Origin of the sequence: Aurantimonas marianensis (assembly GCF_024195285.1) — a bacterium.
Classification (GTDB): domain Bacteria; phylum Pseudomonadota; class Alphaproteobacteria; order Rhizobiales; family Rhizobiaceae; genus Aurantimonas; species Aurantimonas marianensis.
The window spans coordinates 23,066-41,208 of the sequence record NZ_JALHBS010000058.1 but is presented as its reverse complement, the minus strand read 5'-3'; the positions used below and the strand labels follow the sequence as shown (position 1 = coordinate 41,208).

The following is an 18,143-nucleotide window of genomic DNA, read 5'->3' as shown; positions in this document are numbered from 1 at the left end:
GGCGAAATTCGAGGTGCCGGCATTTGGGCTGATCAGGAAGGCACCGCCGTCCGTCACCGGCTTGGTAATCGCCATCAGGATGTTGGAAAAGATCGGACCGACGACGAAATCGACATCGTCGCGCTCGACGAGTTCGCGGGCCTTGTTGGCGGCGATGTCAGGCTTCAGTTCGTCGTCGACGGTGGTGATCTCCGTCTCCAGGCCACCGAGCTTGCCGCCCATCTTCTCGACCGCCAGCAGGAAACCGTCGCGACCCTGCTCGCCGAGCACCGCGGCCGGGCCGCTCAAGGTGAACATCAGGCCTATCTTCAGTTTTTCGTTGTCGGCGGTCTGTGCCATCGCCGCGCCAGACAAGGCCGTCGCGGTCAAAAGAGCGATGGTGGCGGTCCGGATCGAACTCATCTCTTGATCTCCATTCTAAAAGGTCGCTAACAATGGTCCGTCCCCAGCCGGAGATCGGGCCGGCGCAAGCGTCGACGATCCGCGCCGGAAATCAGTGGACATCGGAACTTCCGCCCCAACACGAAAATTAGTTTACGCATAAAATATCGACTGGCAACAGACATTGACCCGATTTTCGCTCGCTGATTGTTTGGCGGTGGGATAGCGGCGGCGCGAGCCACCCGGTTTTGATGCAAGGAGGACGACGCAGAATGACCCGACCACATCGGCTCCTATTGTGGCGGATCGTCCGGATAGGCGCCATCGCAATGGTTCTGCTTGTCGTGCTCGCGGGAGGGCAGCTGCTGTTCGGTTCCGGCCCCTTGACCGATCGCAGCGCATGGCCGTCCGAATTTCGCAGCAATGGCGAGCGAATTTATTTCACCGCGACCAGTGCTTCGGGCCAGCAGATCACGCCTCAGGGCGGAAACATGCATATGATGATGTCCGGCGGCGGATGCGTCGCCTGTCATGGCGCGGATCGGGGCGGCGGGCGCCTGATGCCACGTTTTTGGCAGTCTGTGCCACCGCTGACGGCCGCCGCTTTGTTCGGCGAGCACGATGAGGCCGCCGAGGCGGAAGGCGCGGTCGAGGACGACGGTCACGGCGATCACGACGACTACACCGACGACACATTGCGACGGGCCATCACCGACGGCGTCGATCCCGGCGGCGAGCGCCTCGACCCAGCGATGCCCCGGTGGTCGATTGGGGCCGAGGATATGACGGATTTGATCGCCTATCTGAAGACGCCTGTCGGCGGCTTGGAATGAGCGAGCGAACGGCGATCAGCCAGCCTTGTTGCCGTCGTGCCATCCCTCCCAGAGATCGCCAGGCTGCGACCCTCGTTCAGAACTTGCGTTGAGTCCGGGAGGCTGCCGAGCGAAATCAGGCCGCATTTTGGCTTCTGTCCTTCAACCGCAACGCGACCCACAAGCCGGCGAGCATGCCGGCTACCATGGCGGGCAGGAAGGCGAGGGTGCCGGGGGCCGCCAGCGGCAACGCTGTCCAGGCGGGGCCGGGGCAAAAGCCGCCGATTCCCCAGCCGATCCCGAATATCGCCGCGCCTGTCAGAAGCGGCGCATCGATATCCGCTCGCGTCGGGATTTCGAAGCGCGGCATCAACAGGGGCCGATCCCGCCGCCAGATCAGCCGGTAGCCAACGAACGTCGTGAAGGATGCGCCGCCCATGACAAGGGCGAGGCTGGGATCCCATGTACCGAAAACATCCAGGAAGTTCAGGACCTTCGCTGGATTTGACATGCCGGAGATCACCAGACCAAGGCCGAAGACGAGGCCCGACGTCAGTCCCAATATAAATCGCATGTTCGTTATCCGATGATGTGTCGGAGGAAGAGGACCGTAAGAAAGGCGGCTGTCATGAAAGTTCCGACTGCAACCAGCGATCGCATCGACAGTCGCGCCAGACCGCAGACGCCATGACCGCTGGTACAACCGGAACCCCAGATCGTCCCGAAACCGACCAGGAGGCCGGCCAGGATCATCACGGCCAGATCGGCGGATACGGTCTGCTCAACCGGCTCACCTGTGATGAAGGTGAGCAGCAGTGGCGCTAGGCCCAGGCCGACCAGGAAGGACAAACGCCAGCTCCAATCGGATCGAACGGTTGGCAAGGCACCGACGGTGATCCCGGAAATACCCGCGACCCGGCCGAAAAACGCCATGACCATGATGGCTGCCAAACCGATCAGGACTCCCCCGAAAAGCGAGGCCCAAGGCGTGAATTCGGTAAGGGTGGAAAGCGGCATCGTTTGATTCCCTTTGACGAACGGCCCTTTACCGACCGCCGCGGGAGGGCCATATATGAAGCATGTCTAAAGTAGTCAAATCTAATATGTTGGAATTGGATGCTCGCGCGGCCAGTGTCGCGGCCATTCTCGCGCTTATGGGCAACGCCCATCGGCTGCGCATTCTCTGCAGGCTCGCCGAAGACGAAGCCTCGGTCGGAGCCTTGGTGTGCGAAGTCGGGCTCAGTCAGTCCGCCTTGTCGCAACATCTGGCCAAGCTTCGGGCGGGGGGATTGGTGGCCACCCGGCGCGACGCCCAGACGATCTTCTACTCGCTCGCTAGCCAGGAGATCCGCGCGATCATGGCAAGCCTCTACGACGTGTTCTGCCGCCACGGGCGGCGGGACACAGAATCTTGACGCCGGCCATTTCTCGAACCCAATTGTCGCAAGGGACCTGTTGCGCGGCGGCGGCCGTTCCTCCAGATGCGATATTGATCCAACAAATCCGCAAGTCGTCCCGCGAGAGGAAAGATTTGAGATGAACAGACGCGAACTCTTGATGAGCGGCTCCTCGCTTCTTGCCGGGCTGGCGACGTCCGGCCTGGCCTTGCCCGCCAATGCCCAGGGGGCCGCGGCACAAATGGATCGGGAGGATATTCGACTTCCGCCACTATTGGACGGGCGAACCAGCCCGATCCGTCTCCAGGCCACAGCCGGGAGAACGGTTTTCGCGGGCGGCGCCCCGTCGTCTACGATGGGGTTCAATCAAGGCTATCTCGGGCCTACCGTTCTGCTGCGGCGCGGGACTAACACGCCAGTCCGAATCGAGAACGGCGTTGATGTACCGATCACCCTCCATTGGCACGGCCTGACAGTTCCCAGCTCGGCGGATGGCGGTCCTGGAACCGAAATTGCGCCCGGCGCCGACCGCGATATCGAGCTGCCGGTTCGACAACCGGCCGCGACGCACTGGTATCACACCCATGTTCACGGCCGCACCGCCCCTGATGTCTATGCCGGGCTTGCCGGCGCCGTGATTCTCCAGGACGACGACGAGGCCGGTATCGAACTTCCCCGAACCTATGGCGTCGACGATTTCGTCCTCATCCTCCAGGACAAGCGTTTCGATGGTTCCGGCCGGGCGGTGTACGAGCCGAGCATGATGGACATCATGCATGGTTTTCGTGGCGACGCCGTCCTCGTCAACGGCCAGCTTCGGCCGATCGTCAGGGGACCGCGCGGTCTCGTGCGGCTGCGTTTGATCAACGCTGCGACTTCGAGTCCCTTCGATCTGTCGCTCGAAAGCAGTCGGCCGCTACTGCTGATCGGTGTCGATCAAGGCCTGCTTGATGCGCCTACCGAAACAGGCAGGGTCTTGCTCGCCCCCGGCGAACGCCTAGAGCTGCTGATTGATTTGAGGCAGGGCGAGGATCGCCTCATGGCGACATCCCAGTCATCGATGGGCATGGGCGGTATGATGGGCGGTATGATGGGCGGCGATGCGGCGAATGCGGTCCTCTTGACGCTCGCGCCCGACGAGGGTCGGGAAGCCGCCGTGACGTCCATACCGCAGCGCCTGCCGGGCTCGGCGGTCGCTATCGCGGCAACCGGCGCGCGGCGTCGTTTCGTCCTCGACGAAGGCATGGGACCGATCAACATGATGCGCGGCGCCGTCGGCGCGTCTCCGGTGATGACCATCAACGGCAAACCTTACGAGATCGACCGCGTCGATTTCTCCACGCCGGTCGGCGCACAGGAGCACTGGACGATCGTTGCCAGTCAGATGCCACATCCGTTTCACGTCCATGGCGCGAAGTTCCAGGTGTTGCGGAATGGCGGCCGCGAACCACGTCCCGAGGAACGGGGATGGAAGGACACCGTCCTGGTGAACGGAGAGGCCGAACTCGCGGTTTCCATCGACGCCGAAACCAGCGAGGGTCTGCCCTTCGTCTTCCACTGTCATATTCTGGAGCACGAAGACGCCGGGATGATGGGGCAGTTTACCACACAAGTGTAGCGTATCAGGGTAACCGGCGCGGGGCCGCGCCGCGAGCGACCCGATCAAGGGGACCGAATGACAACGTCAGAACCGCAGCTGCGGGACACGGGACAGGGGCTGTGGGCGGTTCCCGAAGTCTCGCTCGCCCTGTTCTCCTTCGCCTTCCATTTCATTTGGGAGTTCCTGCAGATTCCGACATTCGAGGGAATGGCGGAGCTTCGGCACTGGGAGGGCGTGAAGATCTGCACCTACGCCACCGTCGGCGATGTGGGGATTGCCCTGGCCGCCTTCTGGATCACTTCGCTCGCCGCGCGAACGCGGCATTGGATATGCCACAAGAAGGCATGGCAGCTGCTGGTCTTTCTGATCGTCGGCATCGTCATTACCATTGGGCTCGAATTCTATTACGTCGAGATATCCAACCGCTGGTCCTATTCCGAGTTGATGCCTCTGGTGCCGCCATTCGGAACCGGCCTTTCGCCGCTGCTTCAATGGATCGTCGTGCCGCTGCTGGTGGTCGAGCTGACCCGGCGCAATCTTCTGGGCACGTCAAAAATCGTGACGGAGCGTTGAACCGACCGCCGCACCCCGCGACCAAGGCCGAGAATCGCCGATATTCGATCGCGAATTCATGGGGGCGTGCCAAGGACGGAACCGAACCGCCGCCAACGGGGTTTCAGTCCGCGTTATTGACGCAGGTCAAACCCTTGGTTCCAAGCTCCAACTAATGTCGTCTCGCTATGCCGACGGTATGATTTCGCAATGCACAAAACTTCGGTTGGGATTTTTCCCGGATCTCTGAATGCCTGAGGCTTACAAAGTGATTCGGCAACTGCCGGACTGTCGAGCCTCAACTGCCGAGATTTTCCATTGATTTCACGGAGGGACAGATGTCTCGTATCATCAATCGTCGTCAGCTTCTGCAAACTGGCCTGCAAAGTGCGGCCGCCCTCGGCGTTTCCGGGTTTACCCTTCCCGCCATGGCCGAGGACATTCTCGTCGGCCCGGCGATTCGCGATGCCGAACGTCTCGTCGCCTTGCCGGGCAAAGTGCCGTTGATCCAAGTCTATGATCGCCCGCCTGTCTATGAAACTCCCACGCCTCTCCTGATCGGCAAGCAGAACTACCCCTTGACGGACAGGGAGGCCTACTACGTGCGGTGGCGCGAAGCTCTCATCCCCGAGATCAAGCCAGACGAGTTGGTGCTCGAAATTGGTGGCGATGCGGCCGTCAATCCGCGTAGCTTCACGCTGGCGGAGCTGCGTGAGACGTTCCCCGAGACATCCGTCGCCGCTGTTGGCGCCTGCAAGGGGCAAGCCCGTGGAGTGGTACACAAGCCGGTACTTGGCGGCGTCTCCTGGGGCAAGGGCGATGTCTCCGCCGCGAAATGGACCGGTATTCCCGTCAAGGATGTGCTCGAGGCTGTCGGCGTTCGCGACAACGCAGCGCAAGTGGCCTTCAAGGCAGCGGGCATAACAATCGCCGCGAGCGCGCCCGAATATTGGCGGGTCCAGGGCATCGATGAGATGATGCGGCCGGAACCGTTGCTGGCGTATGGCATGAATGACGGCGACATTCCGTTGTGGAATGGCGCGCCCTTGCGACTCGTAAATCCGGGCGAATATTCACCCGAATGGGTGAAGCAGGTGGTGCGCATCGAAATCCGCTCGCAGCCGATCGACAATCTCTGGGCTGGTCCGAAAGTCGGTGGCCCCGACCCCGTGCGCATCACTTCCTTCGTCTGCACACCCGCCGATGGCACGCTTCTGCAGGTTGGCAGCGAAACCGAGTTGACCGGCGTCGCTTATGATTCGGGCATCGGCCTCGCCAAGGTCGAGGTGAGCCTCGATGAAGGCGCGAGCTGGGAGCCCGCCACGATGGAGGAACCCTACGGCAAATATGTCTGGCGCGTCTGGCACCACCAGGTGACGCCGAAGAAAAAGGGACCGCTGCGGATATTGACGCGGGCAACCGGCGTCGATGGCGAAACTCAACCGATGGCGATGACCGAGGCCGACATCAAAAGCAACGGTCGTCGGATTAACGCGGTCACCGGCTACGCCACCTATCTGGAGACCGCCTGATGGCCCGTATCAGCCTATTTTCCGCCGTTGTCGGACTGGCCACGACTGTGTCGATGACCGTCTTGGCACAGGACTATTCGAACTATGTCGACCTGCCGGAGACCGACTGGTCTCTCGCGGAGGGGACGGGGGGCGAACTCGTCGAGACCTATTGCACGGCCTGCCATTCCGTGGCGCCCATCGTGCAGCATCCAGGTTTCAGTCGGGAGGGCTGGGAAGCCGAAATCGAGAAGATGCGGAAGCGATACGGAGCCTATGTCGAGGAAGCCGACGTCGATGCCTTGTCATCTTATCTGACGACGAACTACGGCACCGCGACCAGCCCTCACTGGCCCGCTAACGCGACCGACATCGCGACCGACTAAACTAGAGGTCCCTGACGGATCACGGCGTCCTCGCGCCCCTGCGACACGAGCCGTGTCCGCAGGTCGTTTGATCAACGTAGGCGTCCGCACCGAGATACGCTCGATAGCGGACGCCCACATTTCTATATGGAACATCGCCGGCAGGTGAGGGCGGTCAGATGACGACGACCCGGGCGCCGACCGGAACACGGTTATAAAGATCGATCACATGATCGTTGATCATCCGGATGCAGCCATTGGAGACGGACCGTCCGATCGACCAGGGCTCCGTCGTACCGTGGATCCTGTAATAGGTGTCCCGCTTGCCGCGATAGAGATAGAGCGCGCGCGCGCCGAGCGGATTGCCCGGTCCACCGGGTACGCCGTTGGCATAGCGTGCATACTTGCCCGGCTCGCGACGGATCATGTTCTTCGTCGGCGTCCAGCTCGGCCACTTCGCCTTTCGTCCGATCCGCGCGGATCCCTTGAAGGCGCGTCCTGCCTTGCCGACACCGACACCGTAGCGTCGCGCCAGACCATCGCCGAGAACCAAGTAAAGAAAATGGTTGCGCGGATCGACCACGATAGTCCCCGCTTTGTAGCCACCGAATTTCACCGTCTGGGGCAGGTATTTCGGATTGAGCTGGAACGCCTGGCGGGGCCCGTGCGCCAGAGCCGGCATCGCCGACGTCAGCAAGCCACCAAAGGCAGCCAGCAGAAAAGAGCGTCTTGAGATCATTTTCGTCATCCTGATCATCTTACGTCAAAGGGAGGGGACACCGCGATCGATGTCCGAAGCGGAACGTCAGCTGATCGGAGGACGAAATAAGCCAGTACGGCACCCTGAAGCTGCCGACAAGGCGCCGGTGAAAAGCCGCTCTCGCCCGTCGTCAGGGGGCGCCGCGGCGAATCCGGACAGAGTGACCCCGCAGTCCACGGGACACTGGGACATCCTGTGCCAAGCATTGATTTTGTCGTCGCAGCAATCCACGACCCTGGTGAGACCGTCGCCGTCATCAGCCGTTGCCGATGGGACGTCCGCAATGAGCGGGCCGCGATGCGCGACACTGGCTGATGCGGCGACCGCGCCGCCGCTGTGCGTCATCGCCAAGACCGTCACTAGCAGGATAAGGAACAACAACCTCATGGCAGTACGGTAACAATCTCCGCTTAAGTATTCCCTATCCCATCTAATCAATGAATCGTGAATTATGCCATTCGGCCGTCGCGGGATTATTGGATCCCATTGGCACGCTGCAACGCTCGAACATATGCGGCGATCTGGCTGACGTTCTTCGGCGAAACCCCTTCGATCGGCGGCATGTTGCCGAACCCCCAGTGATGATCGCGTACGCCGTTCTGCACGGCCAGCTGGAAAGCCGCGTCGGCGTGGTGGTTCGGCTCATAAATATTGTGCACAAGAGGAGGCGCCTTGCCGCTTCGTCCAGCGGCGTTGGCGCCATGGCAGGTCGCACAATTGGCATTGAAAAGCGTCTCACCCCGACTTTCCTCGGCGGTCAGTTCCGGAACGACCACTTCCGCCAGGGCTACTCCAGCGCCGGCACCGTCCCCGCCTCGACCGTCGAGACGCCACCAGATGGCAAGGGCCGTAGCCACGAGAACGGTCGTGAGAATGAGCGCGCGATTTTTCATTCTGGCTTCCCTTCGCTGGGCCTATACCCACTCGGTTAGGGGACCCCGGCCGGTTAGGTCAAGATCGCTTCGACCATTACCGCCTCCCGTGACCACTCGAGATTTGCTCTGAAGCTGCGGGCTTGGTGCATGCATGACGCTCGAACGGGCGAACCTGCGGCATGATCGCAACCTCGAGTATGCCATCACGATCCGACCAATACCTTCGGCGGGATGGTGTCCGGCATCGCCGCTTTGATCGCAAAGACTGCAGGGCGTTGCGCGGTTACGATAGGCCGCACGGCCGTCACAACACCATGCGCCGGACCCATTTCTCGCCCTCCAGAACGGCCAGCAGTCCCACGCCGATGCCGACGACGATCGCGCCATCGACGAAGGCGACCGGTCGTGTCTCGAACACGACCTGCATGAAGGGTGCGTAAGTGAAGACCAGTTGCAGAATGACCGTGAGGCCGACGCCGATGAGCACCGCCCGGGTGCCGACGACGCCAGTGAGCGTCAACGAGGTCAGGTGCAGATAGCGAACGGAAAACAGATAGAAGATTTCCATGACGACGATCAGGTTGACGACGAGGGTTCGCGCGTAGGCCAGTTCATCTCCGCGTTCGATCGACCAGAAGAAGAGAACAAAGACGGCGACCGCGAACAGCACGGAAACGAGGACGATCCGCCAGACCATTTCCATGTCGAGCAGCGACACGTTGCCGGGTCGCGGTCGTCGCTCCATCACCGACGGCTCGGCCGGCTCGAAGGACAGTGTCAGACCGAGCGCGACGGCGGTCACCATGTTGATCCACAGGATCTGTACGGGAGAGACCGGAAGCACGAAGCCCAGAAGGATCGCCCCGACGATCACCAGCGACTCGCCGCCATTGGTCGGCAGCGTCCAGGCGATGACCTTGCGGATGTTGTCGTAGATCGTGCGCCCCTCGCGCACGGCCGCGACGATCGAGGCGAAATTATCGTCGGCCAGCACCACGCGCGCAGCCTCCTTGGCGGCTTCGGTGCCCTTTATGCCCATCGCCACCCCCACATCCGCGCGTTTGAGGGCAGGGGCGTCGTTGACACCGTCGCCGGTCATGGCAACAACCTTGCCATCGGCCTGCAGCGCTTCGACGAGCCGCAGCTTGTGCTCCGGCGCGGCTCTGGCGAATACGTCCACATCGGCGACGCGGCCACGTAGCTCACCGTCGTCCATCGCTTCGATCTCGTTGCCGGTCAGCACGCCGTTACGCGTTTTGAGTCCGAGTTGACCGGCGATAGCGAGCGCGGTGACCGCATGATCGCCGGTGATCATCTTGACGTCGATGCCGGCGCGGGCGCAATCGGCGACCGCTTCGATGGCTTCCGCACGCGGGGGATCGATGAAACCGGCGATGCCGAGCAGCGTGAAGCCCTCCGCCACGTCGTTCATGCTTAGCGTCGCCCGGTCGCCCACCGATTTCACGGCAAAGGCAAGCACGCGCTGGCCTTCCCGGGCCAATGCATCGATCCGTTCCAACCATGCTTCCGCATCCAGACGCACGAGCCCGTCAACGGCGACCTGGTCCGCGCAGCGGGTGATGACATGGTCCGGCGCACCTTTCAGGTAGATCGTGTTACCACCCTCGCCATCCTGGTTGAGCGTGGCCATGAAACGGTGCGCGGCGTCGAAGGGAATATCATCGAGCCGGCGATGGCGGGCGCGCTCGATGATAGGGTCGAGGCCGGTTTTGTGGGCGAGAGCAAGCAGCGCCCCCTCCATCGGGTCGCCGGCGACGCTCCACGCGCCATCGCCGCCGCGATGCAGCTGGGCGTCGTTGCATAACAAGGCAGCGCGCGCGAAATGGCGAAGGGTATCGGCCTGATCGACGGTCGAACGCGCCCCCGTGGCGCGCAATTCACCGTCGGGAGCATAGCCATCGCCGGTGACCGCGATCGCTTCGCCGGCCGCTTCGATGACCACCGTCCGCACGACCATCTCGTTCCGCGTCAAGGTGCCGGTCTTGTCGGTGCAGATGACGGAGACGGCACCCAGCGTCTCGACGGCCGGCAGCTTGCGGATGATGGCCTGCCGCCGCGCCATACGCTGCACGCCGAGCGCGAGCGTGATGGTCAAGACGGCTGGCAGCCCCTCCGGAATCGCGGCCACCGCCATTCCGACCATGACCAGGAAGGCATCCTCCGGCGCATAGCCGCGCGCGAGCACCGCGAAGGCAAAGACGGCGCCGCTAGCGGCGAGGATCACCGCGGTCAGCCACCGCGCGAACCGGTCGATCTGTTTCAGCAGCGGCGTGGTGATTTCCTCGATGCTCTCCAGCATCGTGCCGATTCGCCCGATCTCGGCGTGCACGCCGGTAGCGACCACGAGCCCTTTGCCACGACCTGAAGTGACGAGGGTACCGGAGAACGCCATCGAGGTGCGATCTCCCAGCGCCGCATGATCGGCCACCGGTGCCGTCTCCTTAACAACCGGCACCGATTCACCGGTCAGAGCCGCCTCCTGGGCGCGAAGTCCCCGCGTTTCGAGCAGCCGCAGATCGGCCGGCACACGGTCACCCGCTTCGATCAGGACAACGTCGCCCGGGACCAACTCGGCGGCCGAAAGGGCCGCGCGCTCTCCGTCGCGCAACACCGAGGCCTGCGCCGAGAGCATCGAACGCACGGCAGCGAGTGAATCCTCCGCCCGCCCTTCCTGCCAGAAACCGATGACCGCGTTGAGGATGACGACGGCGAAGATCACCAGCGTGTCGGTCCAATGGCCGAGCAACGCCGTCACGACCCCGGAAGCAATCAGAACGTAGATGAGGAGATTGTTGAACTGGGCTAAAAAGCGGGCCAGGGGCCCGCGTCGCGGCGCTTCCGGTAAGGCGTTCGGACCGTAGCGCTCAAGCCGCGCCGCCGCCTCGGCGGCCGTGAGACCCTCGGGTTGTGCGGCAGCCCGCTCCAGCGCCGCCGCCGGGTCGAGCGCATGCCAGACGATCGTCCCTTCGCCCGACGCTGCGTCGTTCAGCCCGGCTACGTGATCCGGCTTTCGCCGGTGGGGGAACCCACGATACTCCATTCTCGGTCGCTCCGGATATTTACCGATTTGGCTGAGCCCACCTTAGCGATCGAAGCGATACCACAGCGAATACCGATTTTCCCCAAATCCGAATCTGGCAAGGCCTTCGATCGGCGCCGCGGCTCTGGCAGCCATCGTCCCGAGAACAGACGTAATGGAGATCGCAGCGCCGCTCCAGCAACGGGGTTGGGAATTTATCACTTCTGATCGTTCGGCGGAAACGATAGCGTCTTTCGACCGTGCGCCCGAAGCGCGACAGTCGCCATCGGCGGAACCAGAGCGCGAAGGACGCCATGTCCCGTATATCGAGATATGTCCAGAGAAGTCAGCCGAATATTATTCTGAAATTCTGGCAGGTCGACCGCCTCTCCTGAATGAAGGAGAAGCTCGAAGCCGGGCAATCGAATCGGGAGACGCCTGAACCGCGTTTCGCCCGGGTGCCCTCGCGCCAGATCGCGGATGCCTAACGTCGGGATCGCTGGCTCGACGCCAGCGGTTGCCGATACGCCGGCCCGGCCCTCAGTATTTGCGGATGAGCCCGACCAGCCGGCCCTGAACCTTGACCCGCTCGGAGCCGAATATCCGCGTTTCATACGCCGGGTTGGCGGCCTCCAGTGCGATCGTATTGCCGCGGCGGCGAAACCGCTTCAGCGTGGCCTCCTCCTCGTCGACCAGCGCGACGACGATCTCTCCGGGGGTCGCCGTATCGGCGCGGCGGATCACCACCGTGTCGCCGTCGAGAATGCCGGCCTCGATCATCGAATCGCCCTTGACCTCGAGCGCATAATGCTCACCACCACCGAGCATGTTCGGCGGCACGGCGAGGGAATGGGTGGTGTGCTGGATCGCCGAAATGGGAACGCCGGCGGCGATCCGGCCCATCACCGGGATCGCGACCGAGGCCGACTCCGACGCTCTCGTCGACGCGCGCCGAGAGACCGGCTCTGACGATTTGCGCGTGACGTCACGACTCCCTTCGATCACGCTCGGCGTGAAGCCGGCGCGGCCTACCGGAGCGGGGCGCCCGCTCTGCATTGCTTCGGGCAGCTTGAGGATCTCCAGCGCCCGCGCGCGATTGGGCAGACGCCGGATGAAGCCTCGCTCCTCGAGGGCGGTGATCAGGCGGTGTATGCCGGATTTCGAGCGAAGTTCGAGCGCGTCCTTCATTTCGTCGAAGGAGGGAGGCACCCCCGTATCCCTCAGCCGTTCGTGAATGAACGACAAAAGGTCGTGCTGCTTGCGTGTCAGCATGGAGATGACTCCCTAAAACAAAACCTGAACAAACCTATCTGTTCTAGTTGTGTTCCGCAAGACCCTTCCATTCGTCGAGGACAACGAAGCGGCAAGCCTCGCCGGCGCGCGCAGGAGGTGCCGACGGCGGCCGCACGAGAAGCGCGTCGGCCCGCGCGTAGGTCGACAGGAGGGAGGAATCCTGGCGTGGTAGCGGGATAACCCGGACGGCGCCATCCTCCCCGGTCTGAAGCCGCGTGCGGACGAAGTCGGTCCGCATGCCGTTTTCAGGCATCGGCGCGCCGAGCAACCCCTGCCGGTAGAGCGGGCGATCGGGGAGTCCCGCCAAGCGGCGCACCAGGGGCGCCAGGAACAGCGTCGCGGCGACCATGGAAGAGGCCGGATTGCCGGGCAGCCCGACAATGGTCAGTTCGTCGAGCCGCCCGGCCATCAATGGCTTGCCGGGACGCATCGCGACCTTCCAGAAATCGAGCGCGACGCCGCGGGCGGCGAACACCTTGCCAACCAGGTCGTGATCGCCGACGGATGCGCCGCCGATCGTGACGAAAATGTCGGCCTTTTCGTCGATGGCGCGCGTGAGGCCCGCATCGATGTCGGGCGCGCGGTCGCGTGCGATGCCGCAGTCGATGATCTCACCGCCGGCTTCCGCAACCATTGCCGCGACCCCGAAGGAATTGGAAGCGACGATCTGCCAGTCGCCCACCGGCTCGCCCGGCTGCACGAGTTCGTCGCCGGTGGCGAGAATCGCCACTTTCGGCCTTGCCAGAACCTTCAGAGACGTATGACCGGCGCTCGCGATCAGTGCGATCGCGCCGGGCGTCAGCCAGGTCCCGTTCGCCAGCAGGGTCTCGCCTTCGATGAAATCGATGCCGGCGTCCCTGATATATTGGCGGAAATCGACGGAGGCGGTGGGACGTACCGTGCCGTCGGTTTCCACCTGGGCCTGTTCCTGGATCAGAACCGCGTCGGCGCCTTTCGGCACTGGTGCTCCGGTGAAAATACGCACCGCCTCGCCGGGTTCCACGGTCCCCGTGAACGCGCACCCAGCGGCGGACTCGCCGACGACCCGCAGGGCTCGGAACGGCGCTGTCGCGTCGGCCGAGCGGACGGCGTAGCCATCCATGGCCGAGGCATCGAAGGAAGGTTGGGTGCGGCGGGCCAGAACATCCTGCGCGAGGACGCGTCTGGCCAGCCGCAGCAGTGGCAGAGTTTCGGTGCAGGCAAGCGGCGACGCGCTCTCCACCAATCGTCTATAGGCCTCCTCGACGGGAAGCAGACTCACGACGCGTCCGCCGTGAAGTCGCCGGAACGGCCGCCGGACTTCGACAGCAGCCGGATGCCGGAAACGCGCATCGAGCGGTCCACGGCCTTGGCCATGTCGTAGATCGTCAGGCAGGCCACAGAGACCGCCGTGAGCGCCTCCATTTCCACGCCGGTCTTGCCGCTGACCTTGGCCAGCGCCGTGACGCGCAGACCGGGCAGGGTGGAAACCGGCGTTATTTCGACGCCGATCTTCTCGAGCATCAGCGGATGGCAAAGGGGAATCAGCTCGTGCGTGCGCTTGGCCGCCATGATGCCGGCGATCCGCGCAATGCCGATGACGTCGCCCTTTTTGGCTTCGCCGGCGAGGATCAGGTCCAGTGTGGCCGGTTGCATGGCGACGAAGCCCTCGGCCTCCGCGACCCTGACGGTGTCGTCCTTGTCGCCGACATCGACCATCGAGGCTGCGCCGGTCGCGTCGAGATGGGTTAGGCCGGATTGCTTCGTGGCGGTCATGACGATGTTCCCGACTGGCGGGTGGCGCCGAGCAACACACGCGTAGCCGCCTCCACGTCGGCCTGGCGCATCAGGCTCTCCCCGACCAGAACCGTGCGGATGCCCCGATCGGCAAGGCGCAGGCAGTCGGCGTGGGTGAAGATGCCGCTCTCGCCGACGAGAATTCGGTCGTCCGGCACCAGCGCCGCCAGCCTCTCGGCCGTCGCAAGGCTGGTCTCGAAGGTCCGAAGATTGCGATTGTTGATCCCGATCAGCGGCGTGCGCAGTTTCAGCGCCCGCTCGGTCTCTTCCGCATCATGGACCTCGACCAGAACGTCGAGACCGTAATGTTCGGCGGCGGATTCCAGCTCGCGCGCCAGCGTGTCGTCGACGGCCGCCATGATGATCAGGATCGCGTCCGCACCCCATGCACGCGCTTCGGCGACCTGGTACGCGTCGAACAGGAAATCCTTGCGCAGCGCAGGCAGCGTCGTCGCCGCGCGCGCTGCCGTCAGATAGGCGGGGGCACCCTGAAACGAAGGGGTGTCGGTAAGGACGCTGAGACAGGTAGCGCCGCCGCGCTCATACGCGGCGGCGAGAGCCGGCGGATCGAAATTCTCCCGGATCACGCCCTTGGAAGGGCTGGCCTTCTTGATTTCCGCGATCAGCGCCAGACCGCCCTTGGCGTGGTGTCCGCGGATCGCCGCCGCAAATCCTCGCGGCGCATCCGAGGGATCGATCGCCGATTCCAGATCGGCAAGCGGCAGGCGCTGCTTGGCCGCGGCGATCTCGTCGCGCTTGTAAGCTTCGATTCGCTGGAGGATGTCGCTCATGCGGACACCGCGCCGGTTGTCTTCGTCGCCGCCGCGAGACGGTCGAGCGCGGCTCGCGCCCGGCCGTTGTCGATCGCGTCGGCTGCCATCGCCACGCCACCACGCAGATCCTCCGCCTTGCCCGCCATCACCAAGGCCCCGGCGCTATTGAGAAGAACGATGTCGCGATAGGCATTCTTGGCGCCACCGAGAACGGCTTCGAGGGCCGCGGCGTTGACCGCCGCATCGCCGCCCTTGATCGCGGCCAGCGGAGAGCGCTGGAGCCCGACATCTTCCGGTTCGACGGTAAACTCGCGAATTCCGTTTCCCTCGAGCGCCGCGACCGCGGTCGTCCCCGAAACGGTCATTTCGTCGAGCCCGTCACCATGCACGACCCAGGCGGATTCGGCGCCCAATTCGCGCAGCGTCTCGGCCAGCGGCCGCAACCATTGTGGTGAGAAGACGCCGACCAACAGCTTCTTCACGCCGGCCGGGTTCGACATCGGCCCGAGCAGGTTGAAGATCGTGCGGGTGCCGAGTTCGACCCGGCTGGGACCGACGAAGCGCATCGCGGCGTGATGCGTCGGCGCGAACATGAAGCACAGCCCGGCATCGGCGAGCACCCGCGAGATCGCATCAGGCTTCAGATCGACGTCGACCCCGAGCGCGGCCAGCACGTCCGCCGCACCCGATTTCGAGGACAGGGCCCGGTTGCCGTGCTTGGCGATGACGAGGCCGCACCCGGCAAGGACGAAGGCCGAGCAGGTCGAAACGTTCAGCGTGCCGGCGTGATCGCCGCCTGTGCCGACGATGTCGATGGCGTCCGGCGGCGCCGCGACCCGCGACATGTTGGCGCGCATCACCGAGACGGCGCCAGCCATTTCTTCGACGGTCTCGCCGCGCACCCGCAGCGCCATCAGGAAGCCGCCGATCTGCGAGGGGGTCGCTTCGCCGGACATCATCACCGCGAAGGCGGCCTCCGCCTCGGATCGCGTCAGCGACTGACCATCGGCGACCTTGGCGATGAAGGGTTTCAGACTTTGGCTCACCGCACGATCGCCTTGGCGTTCTCGATGGCGGCCGGACTGACGCTGAGCGGCGTGTCGTTTTGCAGGAGCGTCACGTAGCTCTGCAGGAGATCGTTCTCGAAAATGCTTCTTAACTGCTGACGCTCCTCCGCCGCGACATTCGCAGCCGGATCGGCGGGCGGAGCGACTTCAGTGACCTTCAGGACAATCTGGGAGCCCGGCTCGCGACCACGCGCGGTGGCGATCGTCCCATCTCCGCCGGAGAACGCCGCCGCGACGCCGTCCTGACCGAGAACGGCCGCGCCGGACTGGCGCGTGATCGACGCCGCCGTCTGCTTGCGCAGGCCTGATTCCGCCGCCAGCTCGTCCATGCTCTTGCCGGCCTCGAGTTCGGCCTTCAACGCGTTGGCTTTTTCGCCCAGGAGTCGCTGGGTCTCATCGTTTTTCCAGTCGGCGAGCACGCGGTCGCGTGCCTCGTCGAATGTGCGCTCGCGGGCGGGGTCGATGCTGACGACGTCGTAGAAGAGATAGCTGTTCGATTCGAAGTTGATCGGCACATTGTCGAATCCTGGCTCGGTTTCGAAAGCGCCGGCCAGAAGCTCCTCCGCCGCCGGAAGTTCCGCCACCGGTGCGCCGTCGGGACCGTTGCCCTGGCTATCGATCGCCGGCACGGTTTCGGCCGAAATGCCGGCGGCCTTGGCCGCCTCGGCGAAGCTGGCGCCACCGGCGCGCGCATCCTCGAAAGCGTTGTACGCGGTTGCCGCGGTGTCGTTCGCCGCGACGAGCGCCAGATCCTTGCGAATCTCGTCCGAGACATCGGCGAGCGGACTCACCCCCACCGGCTGGATTTCCGTAACGCGCAGGATGACCGGACCGAAGGCGCCCGCCACGACGTCCGATATGGCACCATCCGAAAGCGAGAAGGCCGCGTCGGAAATCGTCGCGTCCGGAATTTCAGACTTGGATACGAGGCCGAGGTCAGTGTCTGCCACGGTCCGTCCGGCTTCCCTGGCGACGTCTTCAAAGCTGGCACCGCCCTCGAGCTTCGCCTTGGCGGCATCGGCCGCCGCCTGGTCCGCGAAGACGATCTGCTGGACCCGCCGCCGCTCCGGTGTGGTATAGCGTTCCTTGCTCTGCTCGTAGTCCGCCTTCACCTGCTCGTCGGTGATCGTCGACGGATCGCTGAGCGTTTCGGGGGTCAGGAGAGCGTAGCTGATCGAGCGATACTCCGGCGCGGCATATCTGTCCTTGTTCTGCTCGAAATAGGCGCTCAGCACATCGTCGGCCGGATCGGCGACCGGAGGCACCGTCGACGGCGCCAGACTGATGTAATCGACGGTTCGGCGCTCGCCATTGTACAGACCCAGCGCCGTTTCAAACGTCACCGGCGTGTTGCCGCCTTGCGAAATCGCTTCGACGATCTGGCTGCGGATTGCGGCGTCTTCCTGACTGCGGATATAGTCCCGCTCCTGGATGCGGGCGTTGGAAAGGACTGCCTGAAACGCATTGCGCGAGAAATTTCCCGATGCGTCCTGAAACGAGGGATCGTCCGCGATCAAACGGGCCAGACGATCTTCCGAGAGGCCAAGGCCGATGCGACGACCCTGTTCGTCGAGCATGGCGCCGGCGACGAGCTGGCTGAGGACGCCTTGGTCGATACCGAACAATTCCGATTCTTCCGCGGTGGGGCGGCGGCCGATCTGTTGGGCGAGGCGGGCCTGGGCGCGGTTGTAGGCCAAGGCGTAGTCCTCCAGCGACACCTCGGTCTTGCCGGCCGTCAGCACCGTCGTCGCCGATCCACCGCGGAACGCATCGCCGATGCCCCAAACCGCGAAGCTTATCACGAGAAGACCTAAAAGGATCTTCGCGGTCCAGCCTGAAATGCTGCCTCGGAGCGTGTTGAGCATCGTCGTCTCCCATCGCCCGCCCGACCTTCGCGGCGGCGAGGCGAAGCAGGGGCGGCTGTCGTTCTCAGGCCTTAAT

18 protein-coding genes are annotated in these 18,143 nt (G+C 63.8%); 6 read left to right on the top strand and 12 right to left on the bottom strand.

Annotated elements, in window-relative coordinates:
- On the bottom strand, positions 1-402 hold a 402-nt coding region (locus MJ956_RS10575; RefSeq protein ID WP_253964432.1), incomplete at its 3' end, for an ABC transporter substrate-binding protein.
- Positions 403-653: 251 nt separating this feature from the next.
- Here MJ956_RS10575 and MJ956_RS10570 point away from each other — a divergent pair.
- A complete protein-coding gene (locus MJ956_RS10570) occupies positions 654-1,214 on the top strand; it encodes a c-type cytochrome (protein WP_253964431.1) in 561 nt (186 codons plus the stop codon).
- A 115-nt stretch (positions 1,215-1,329) separates the two neighbouring features.
- Here MJ956_RS10570 and MJ956_RS10565 read toward each other — a convergent pair whose 3' ends face one another.
- Positions 1,330-1,767, bottom strand: coding sequence for a DUF6691 family protein (locus tag MJ956_RS10565; RefSeq protein WP_253964430.1), 438 nt, complete (start codon positions 1,765-1,767; stop codon positions 1,330-1,332).
- Between the two features lie 5 nt (positions 1,768-1,772).
- Positions 1,773-2,210, bottom strand: a complete 438-nt coding sequence (locus tag MJ956_RS10560) for a YeeE/YedE family protein (protein ID WP_253964429.1) — start codon at positions 2,208-2,210, stop codon at positions 1,773-1,775.
- A gap of 62 nt (positions 2,211-2,272) precedes the next feature.
- Here MJ956_RS10560 and MJ956_RS10555 point away from each other — a divergent pair, with 62 nt between their 5' ends.
- The 5 genes from MJ956_RS10555 (at position 2,273) to MJ956_RS10535 (ending at position 6,639) form a co-directional block, all read left to right on the top strand.
- Complete coding sequence (locus MJ956_RS10555; protein WP_253964428.1) at positions 2,273-2,608, top strand: ArsR/SmtB family transcription factor; 336 nt, start codon at positions 2,273-2,275, stop codon at positions 2,606-2,608.
- Between the two features lie 121 nt (positions 2,609-2,729).
- Positions 2,730-4,208, top strand: coding sequence for a multicopper oxidase family protein (locus MJ956_RS10550; RefSeq protein WP_253964427.1), 1,479 nt, complete (start codon positions 2,730-2,732; stop codon positions 4,206-4,208).
- Between the two features lie 57 nt (positions 4,209-4,265).
- A complete protein-coding gene (locus tag MJ956_RS10545; protein ID WP_253964426.1) occupies positions 4,266-4,763 on the top strand; it encodes a hypothetical protein in 498 nt (165 codons plus the stop codon).
- 317 nt (positions 4,764-5,080) lie between these two features.
- Entirely contained in the window at positions 5,081-6,274 is a 1,194-nt protein-coding gene (locus tag MJ956_RS10540) for a molybdopterin-dependent oxidoreductase (protein ID WP_253964425.1), read from the top strand.
- Positions 6,274-6,639, top strand: a complete 366-nt coding sequence (locus MJ956_RS10535; protein WP_253964424.1) for a hypothetical protein — start codon at positions 6,274-6,276, stop codon at positions 6,637-6,639. Before MJ956_RS10540 ends, MJ956_RS10535 begins: the two co-directional genes overlap by 1 nt.
- Before the next feature lie 154 nt (positions 6,640-6,793).
- On the opposite strand, the gene MJ956_RS10530 is transcribed toward MJ956_RS10535, so the two are convergent.
- From MJ956_RS10530 to MJ956_RS10490, 9 genes are all read right to left on the bottom strand, one after another.
- A complete protein-coding gene (locus MJ956_RS10530) occupies positions 6,794-7,357 on the bottom strand; it encodes a L,D-transpeptidase (RefSeq protein WP_423724833.1) in 564 nt (187 codons plus the stop codon).
- Positions 7,358-7,851: 494 nt separating this feature from the next.
- The gene (locus MJ956_RS10525) at positions 7,852-8,271 is read right to left on the bottom strand and encodes a c-type cytochrome (protein WP_253964422.1); all 420 of its coding nucleotides are present in this window, start codon (positions 8,269-8,271) and stop codon (positions 7,852-7,854) included.
- 286 nt (positions 8,272-8,557) lie between these two features.
- Complete coding sequence (locus MJ956_RS10520; RefSeq protein ID WP_253964421.1) at positions 8,558-11,314, bottom strand: cation-transporting P-type ATPase; 2,757 nt, start codon at positions 11,312-11,314, stop codon at positions 8,558-8,560.
- A 519-nt stretch (positions 11,315-11,833) separates the two neighbouring features.
- Positions 11,834-12,565 carry a transcriptional repressor LexA gene (lexA, locus tag MJ956_RS10515; protein ID WP_253964420.1) on the bottom strand — a complete coding sequence of 244 codons (732 nt, stop codon included), beginning with the start codon at positions 12,563-12,565 and terminating at the stop codon, positions 11,834-11,836.
- 43 nt (positions 12,566-12,608) lie between these two features.
- Positions 12,609-13,847 carry a molybdopterin molybdotransferase MoeA gene (locus MJ956_RS10510; RefSeq protein ID WP_253964419.1) on the bottom strand — a complete coding sequence of 413 codons (1,239 nt, stop codon included), beginning with the start codon at positions 13,845-13,847 and terminating at the stop codon, positions 12,609-12,611.
- Positions 13,844-14,341: a cyclic pyranopterin monophosphate synthase MoaC gene (gene moaC, locus MJ956_RS10505; protein ID WP_253964418.1), complete on the bottom strand. Its 498-nt coding sequence runs from the start codon at positions 14,339-14,341 to the stop codon at positions 13,844-13,846. The genes MJ956_RS10510 and moaC overlap by 4 nt, the downstream gene beginning before the upstream one ends.
- On the bottom strand, positions 14,338-15,153 hold the full coding sequence (gene trpC / locus MJ956_RS10500) for an indole-3-glycerol phosphate synthase TrpC (protein WP_253964417.1): 816 nt from the start codon (positions 15,151-15,153) through the stop codon (positions 14,338-14,340). Before trpC ends, moaC begins: the two co-directional genes overlap by 4 nt.
- Positions 15,150-16,181: an anthranilate phosphoribosyltransferase gene (trpD, locus tag MJ956_RS10495; protein ID WP_253964416.1), complete on the bottom strand. Its 1,032-nt coding sequence runs from the start codon at positions 16,179-16,181 to the stop codon at positions 15,150-15,152. The genes trpC and trpD overlap by 4 nt, the downstream gene beginning before the upstream one ends.
- Positions 16,178-18,067: a peptidyl-prolyl cis-trans isomerase gene (locus MJ956_RS10490; RefSeq protein WP_253964415.1), complete on the bottom strand. Its 1,890-nt coding sequence runs from the start codon at positions 18,065-18,067 to the stop codon at positions 16,178-16,180. The genes trpD and MJ956_RS10490 overlap by 4 nt, the downstream gene beginning before the upstream one ends.
- Positions 18,068-18,143: the final 76 nt, after the last annotated feature.

Coding starts and splice junctions, on each gene's coding strand:
- moaC (WP_253964418.1), bottom strand. CDS start 14,341: ATGACCGCCACGAAGCAATCCGGCCTAACCCATCTCGACGCGACCGGC.
- MJ956_RS10565 (WP_253964430.1), bottom strand. CDS start 1,767: ATGCGATTTATATTGGGACTGACGTCGGGCCTCGTCTTCGGCCTTGGT.
- MJ956_RS10540 (WP_253964425.1), top strand. CDS start 5,081: ATGTCTCGTATCATCAATCGTCGTCAGCTTCTGCAAACTGGCCTGCAA.
- MJ956_RS10490 (WP_253964415.1), bottom strand. CDS start 18,067: ATGCTCAACACGCTCCGAGGCAGCATTTCAGGCTGGACCGCGAAGATC.
- MJ956_RS10545 (WP_253964426.1), top strand. CDS start 4,266: ATGACAACGTCAGAACCGCAGCTGCGGGACACGGGACAGGGGCTGTGG.
- MJ956_RS10525 (WP_253964422.1), bottom strand. CDS start 8,271: ATGAAAAATCGCGCGCTCATTCTCACGACCGTTCTCGTGGCTACGGCC.
- MJ956_RS10555 (WP_253964428.1), top strand. CDS start 2,273: ATGTCTAAAGTAGTCAAATCTAATATGTTGGAATTGGATGCTCGCGCG.
- MJ956_RS10560 (WP_253964429.1), bottom strand. CDS start 2,210: ATGCCGCTTTCCACCCTTACCGAATTCACGCCTTGGGCCTCGCTTTTC.
- MJ956_RS10530 (WP_423724833.1), bottom strand. CDS start 7,357: ATGATCTCAAGACGCTCTTTTCTGCTGGCTGCCTTTGGTGGCTTGCTG.
- MJ956_RS10520 (WP_253964421.1), bottom strand. CDS start 11,314: ATGGAGTATCGTGGGTTCCCCCACCGGCGAAAGCCGGATCACGTAGCC.
- trpC (WP_253964417.1), bottom strand. CDS start 15,153: ATGAGCGACATCCTCCAGCGAATCGAAGCTTACAAGCGCGACGAGATC.
- lexA (WP_253964420.1), bottom strand. CDS start 12,565: ATGCTGACACGCAAGCAGCACGACCTTTTGTCGTTCATTCACGAACGG.
- MJ956_RS10570 (WP_253964431.1), top strand. CDS start 654: ATGACCCGACCACATCGGCTCCTATTGTGGCGGATCGTCCGGATAGGC.
- MJ956_RS10535 (WP_253964424.1), top strand. CDS start 6,274: ATGGCCCGTATCAGCCTATTTTCCGCCGTTGTCGGACTGGCCACGACT.
- MJ956_RS10550 (WP_253964427.1), top strand. CDS start 2,730: ATGAACAGACGCGAACTCTTGATGAGCGGCTCCTCGCTTCTTGCCGGG.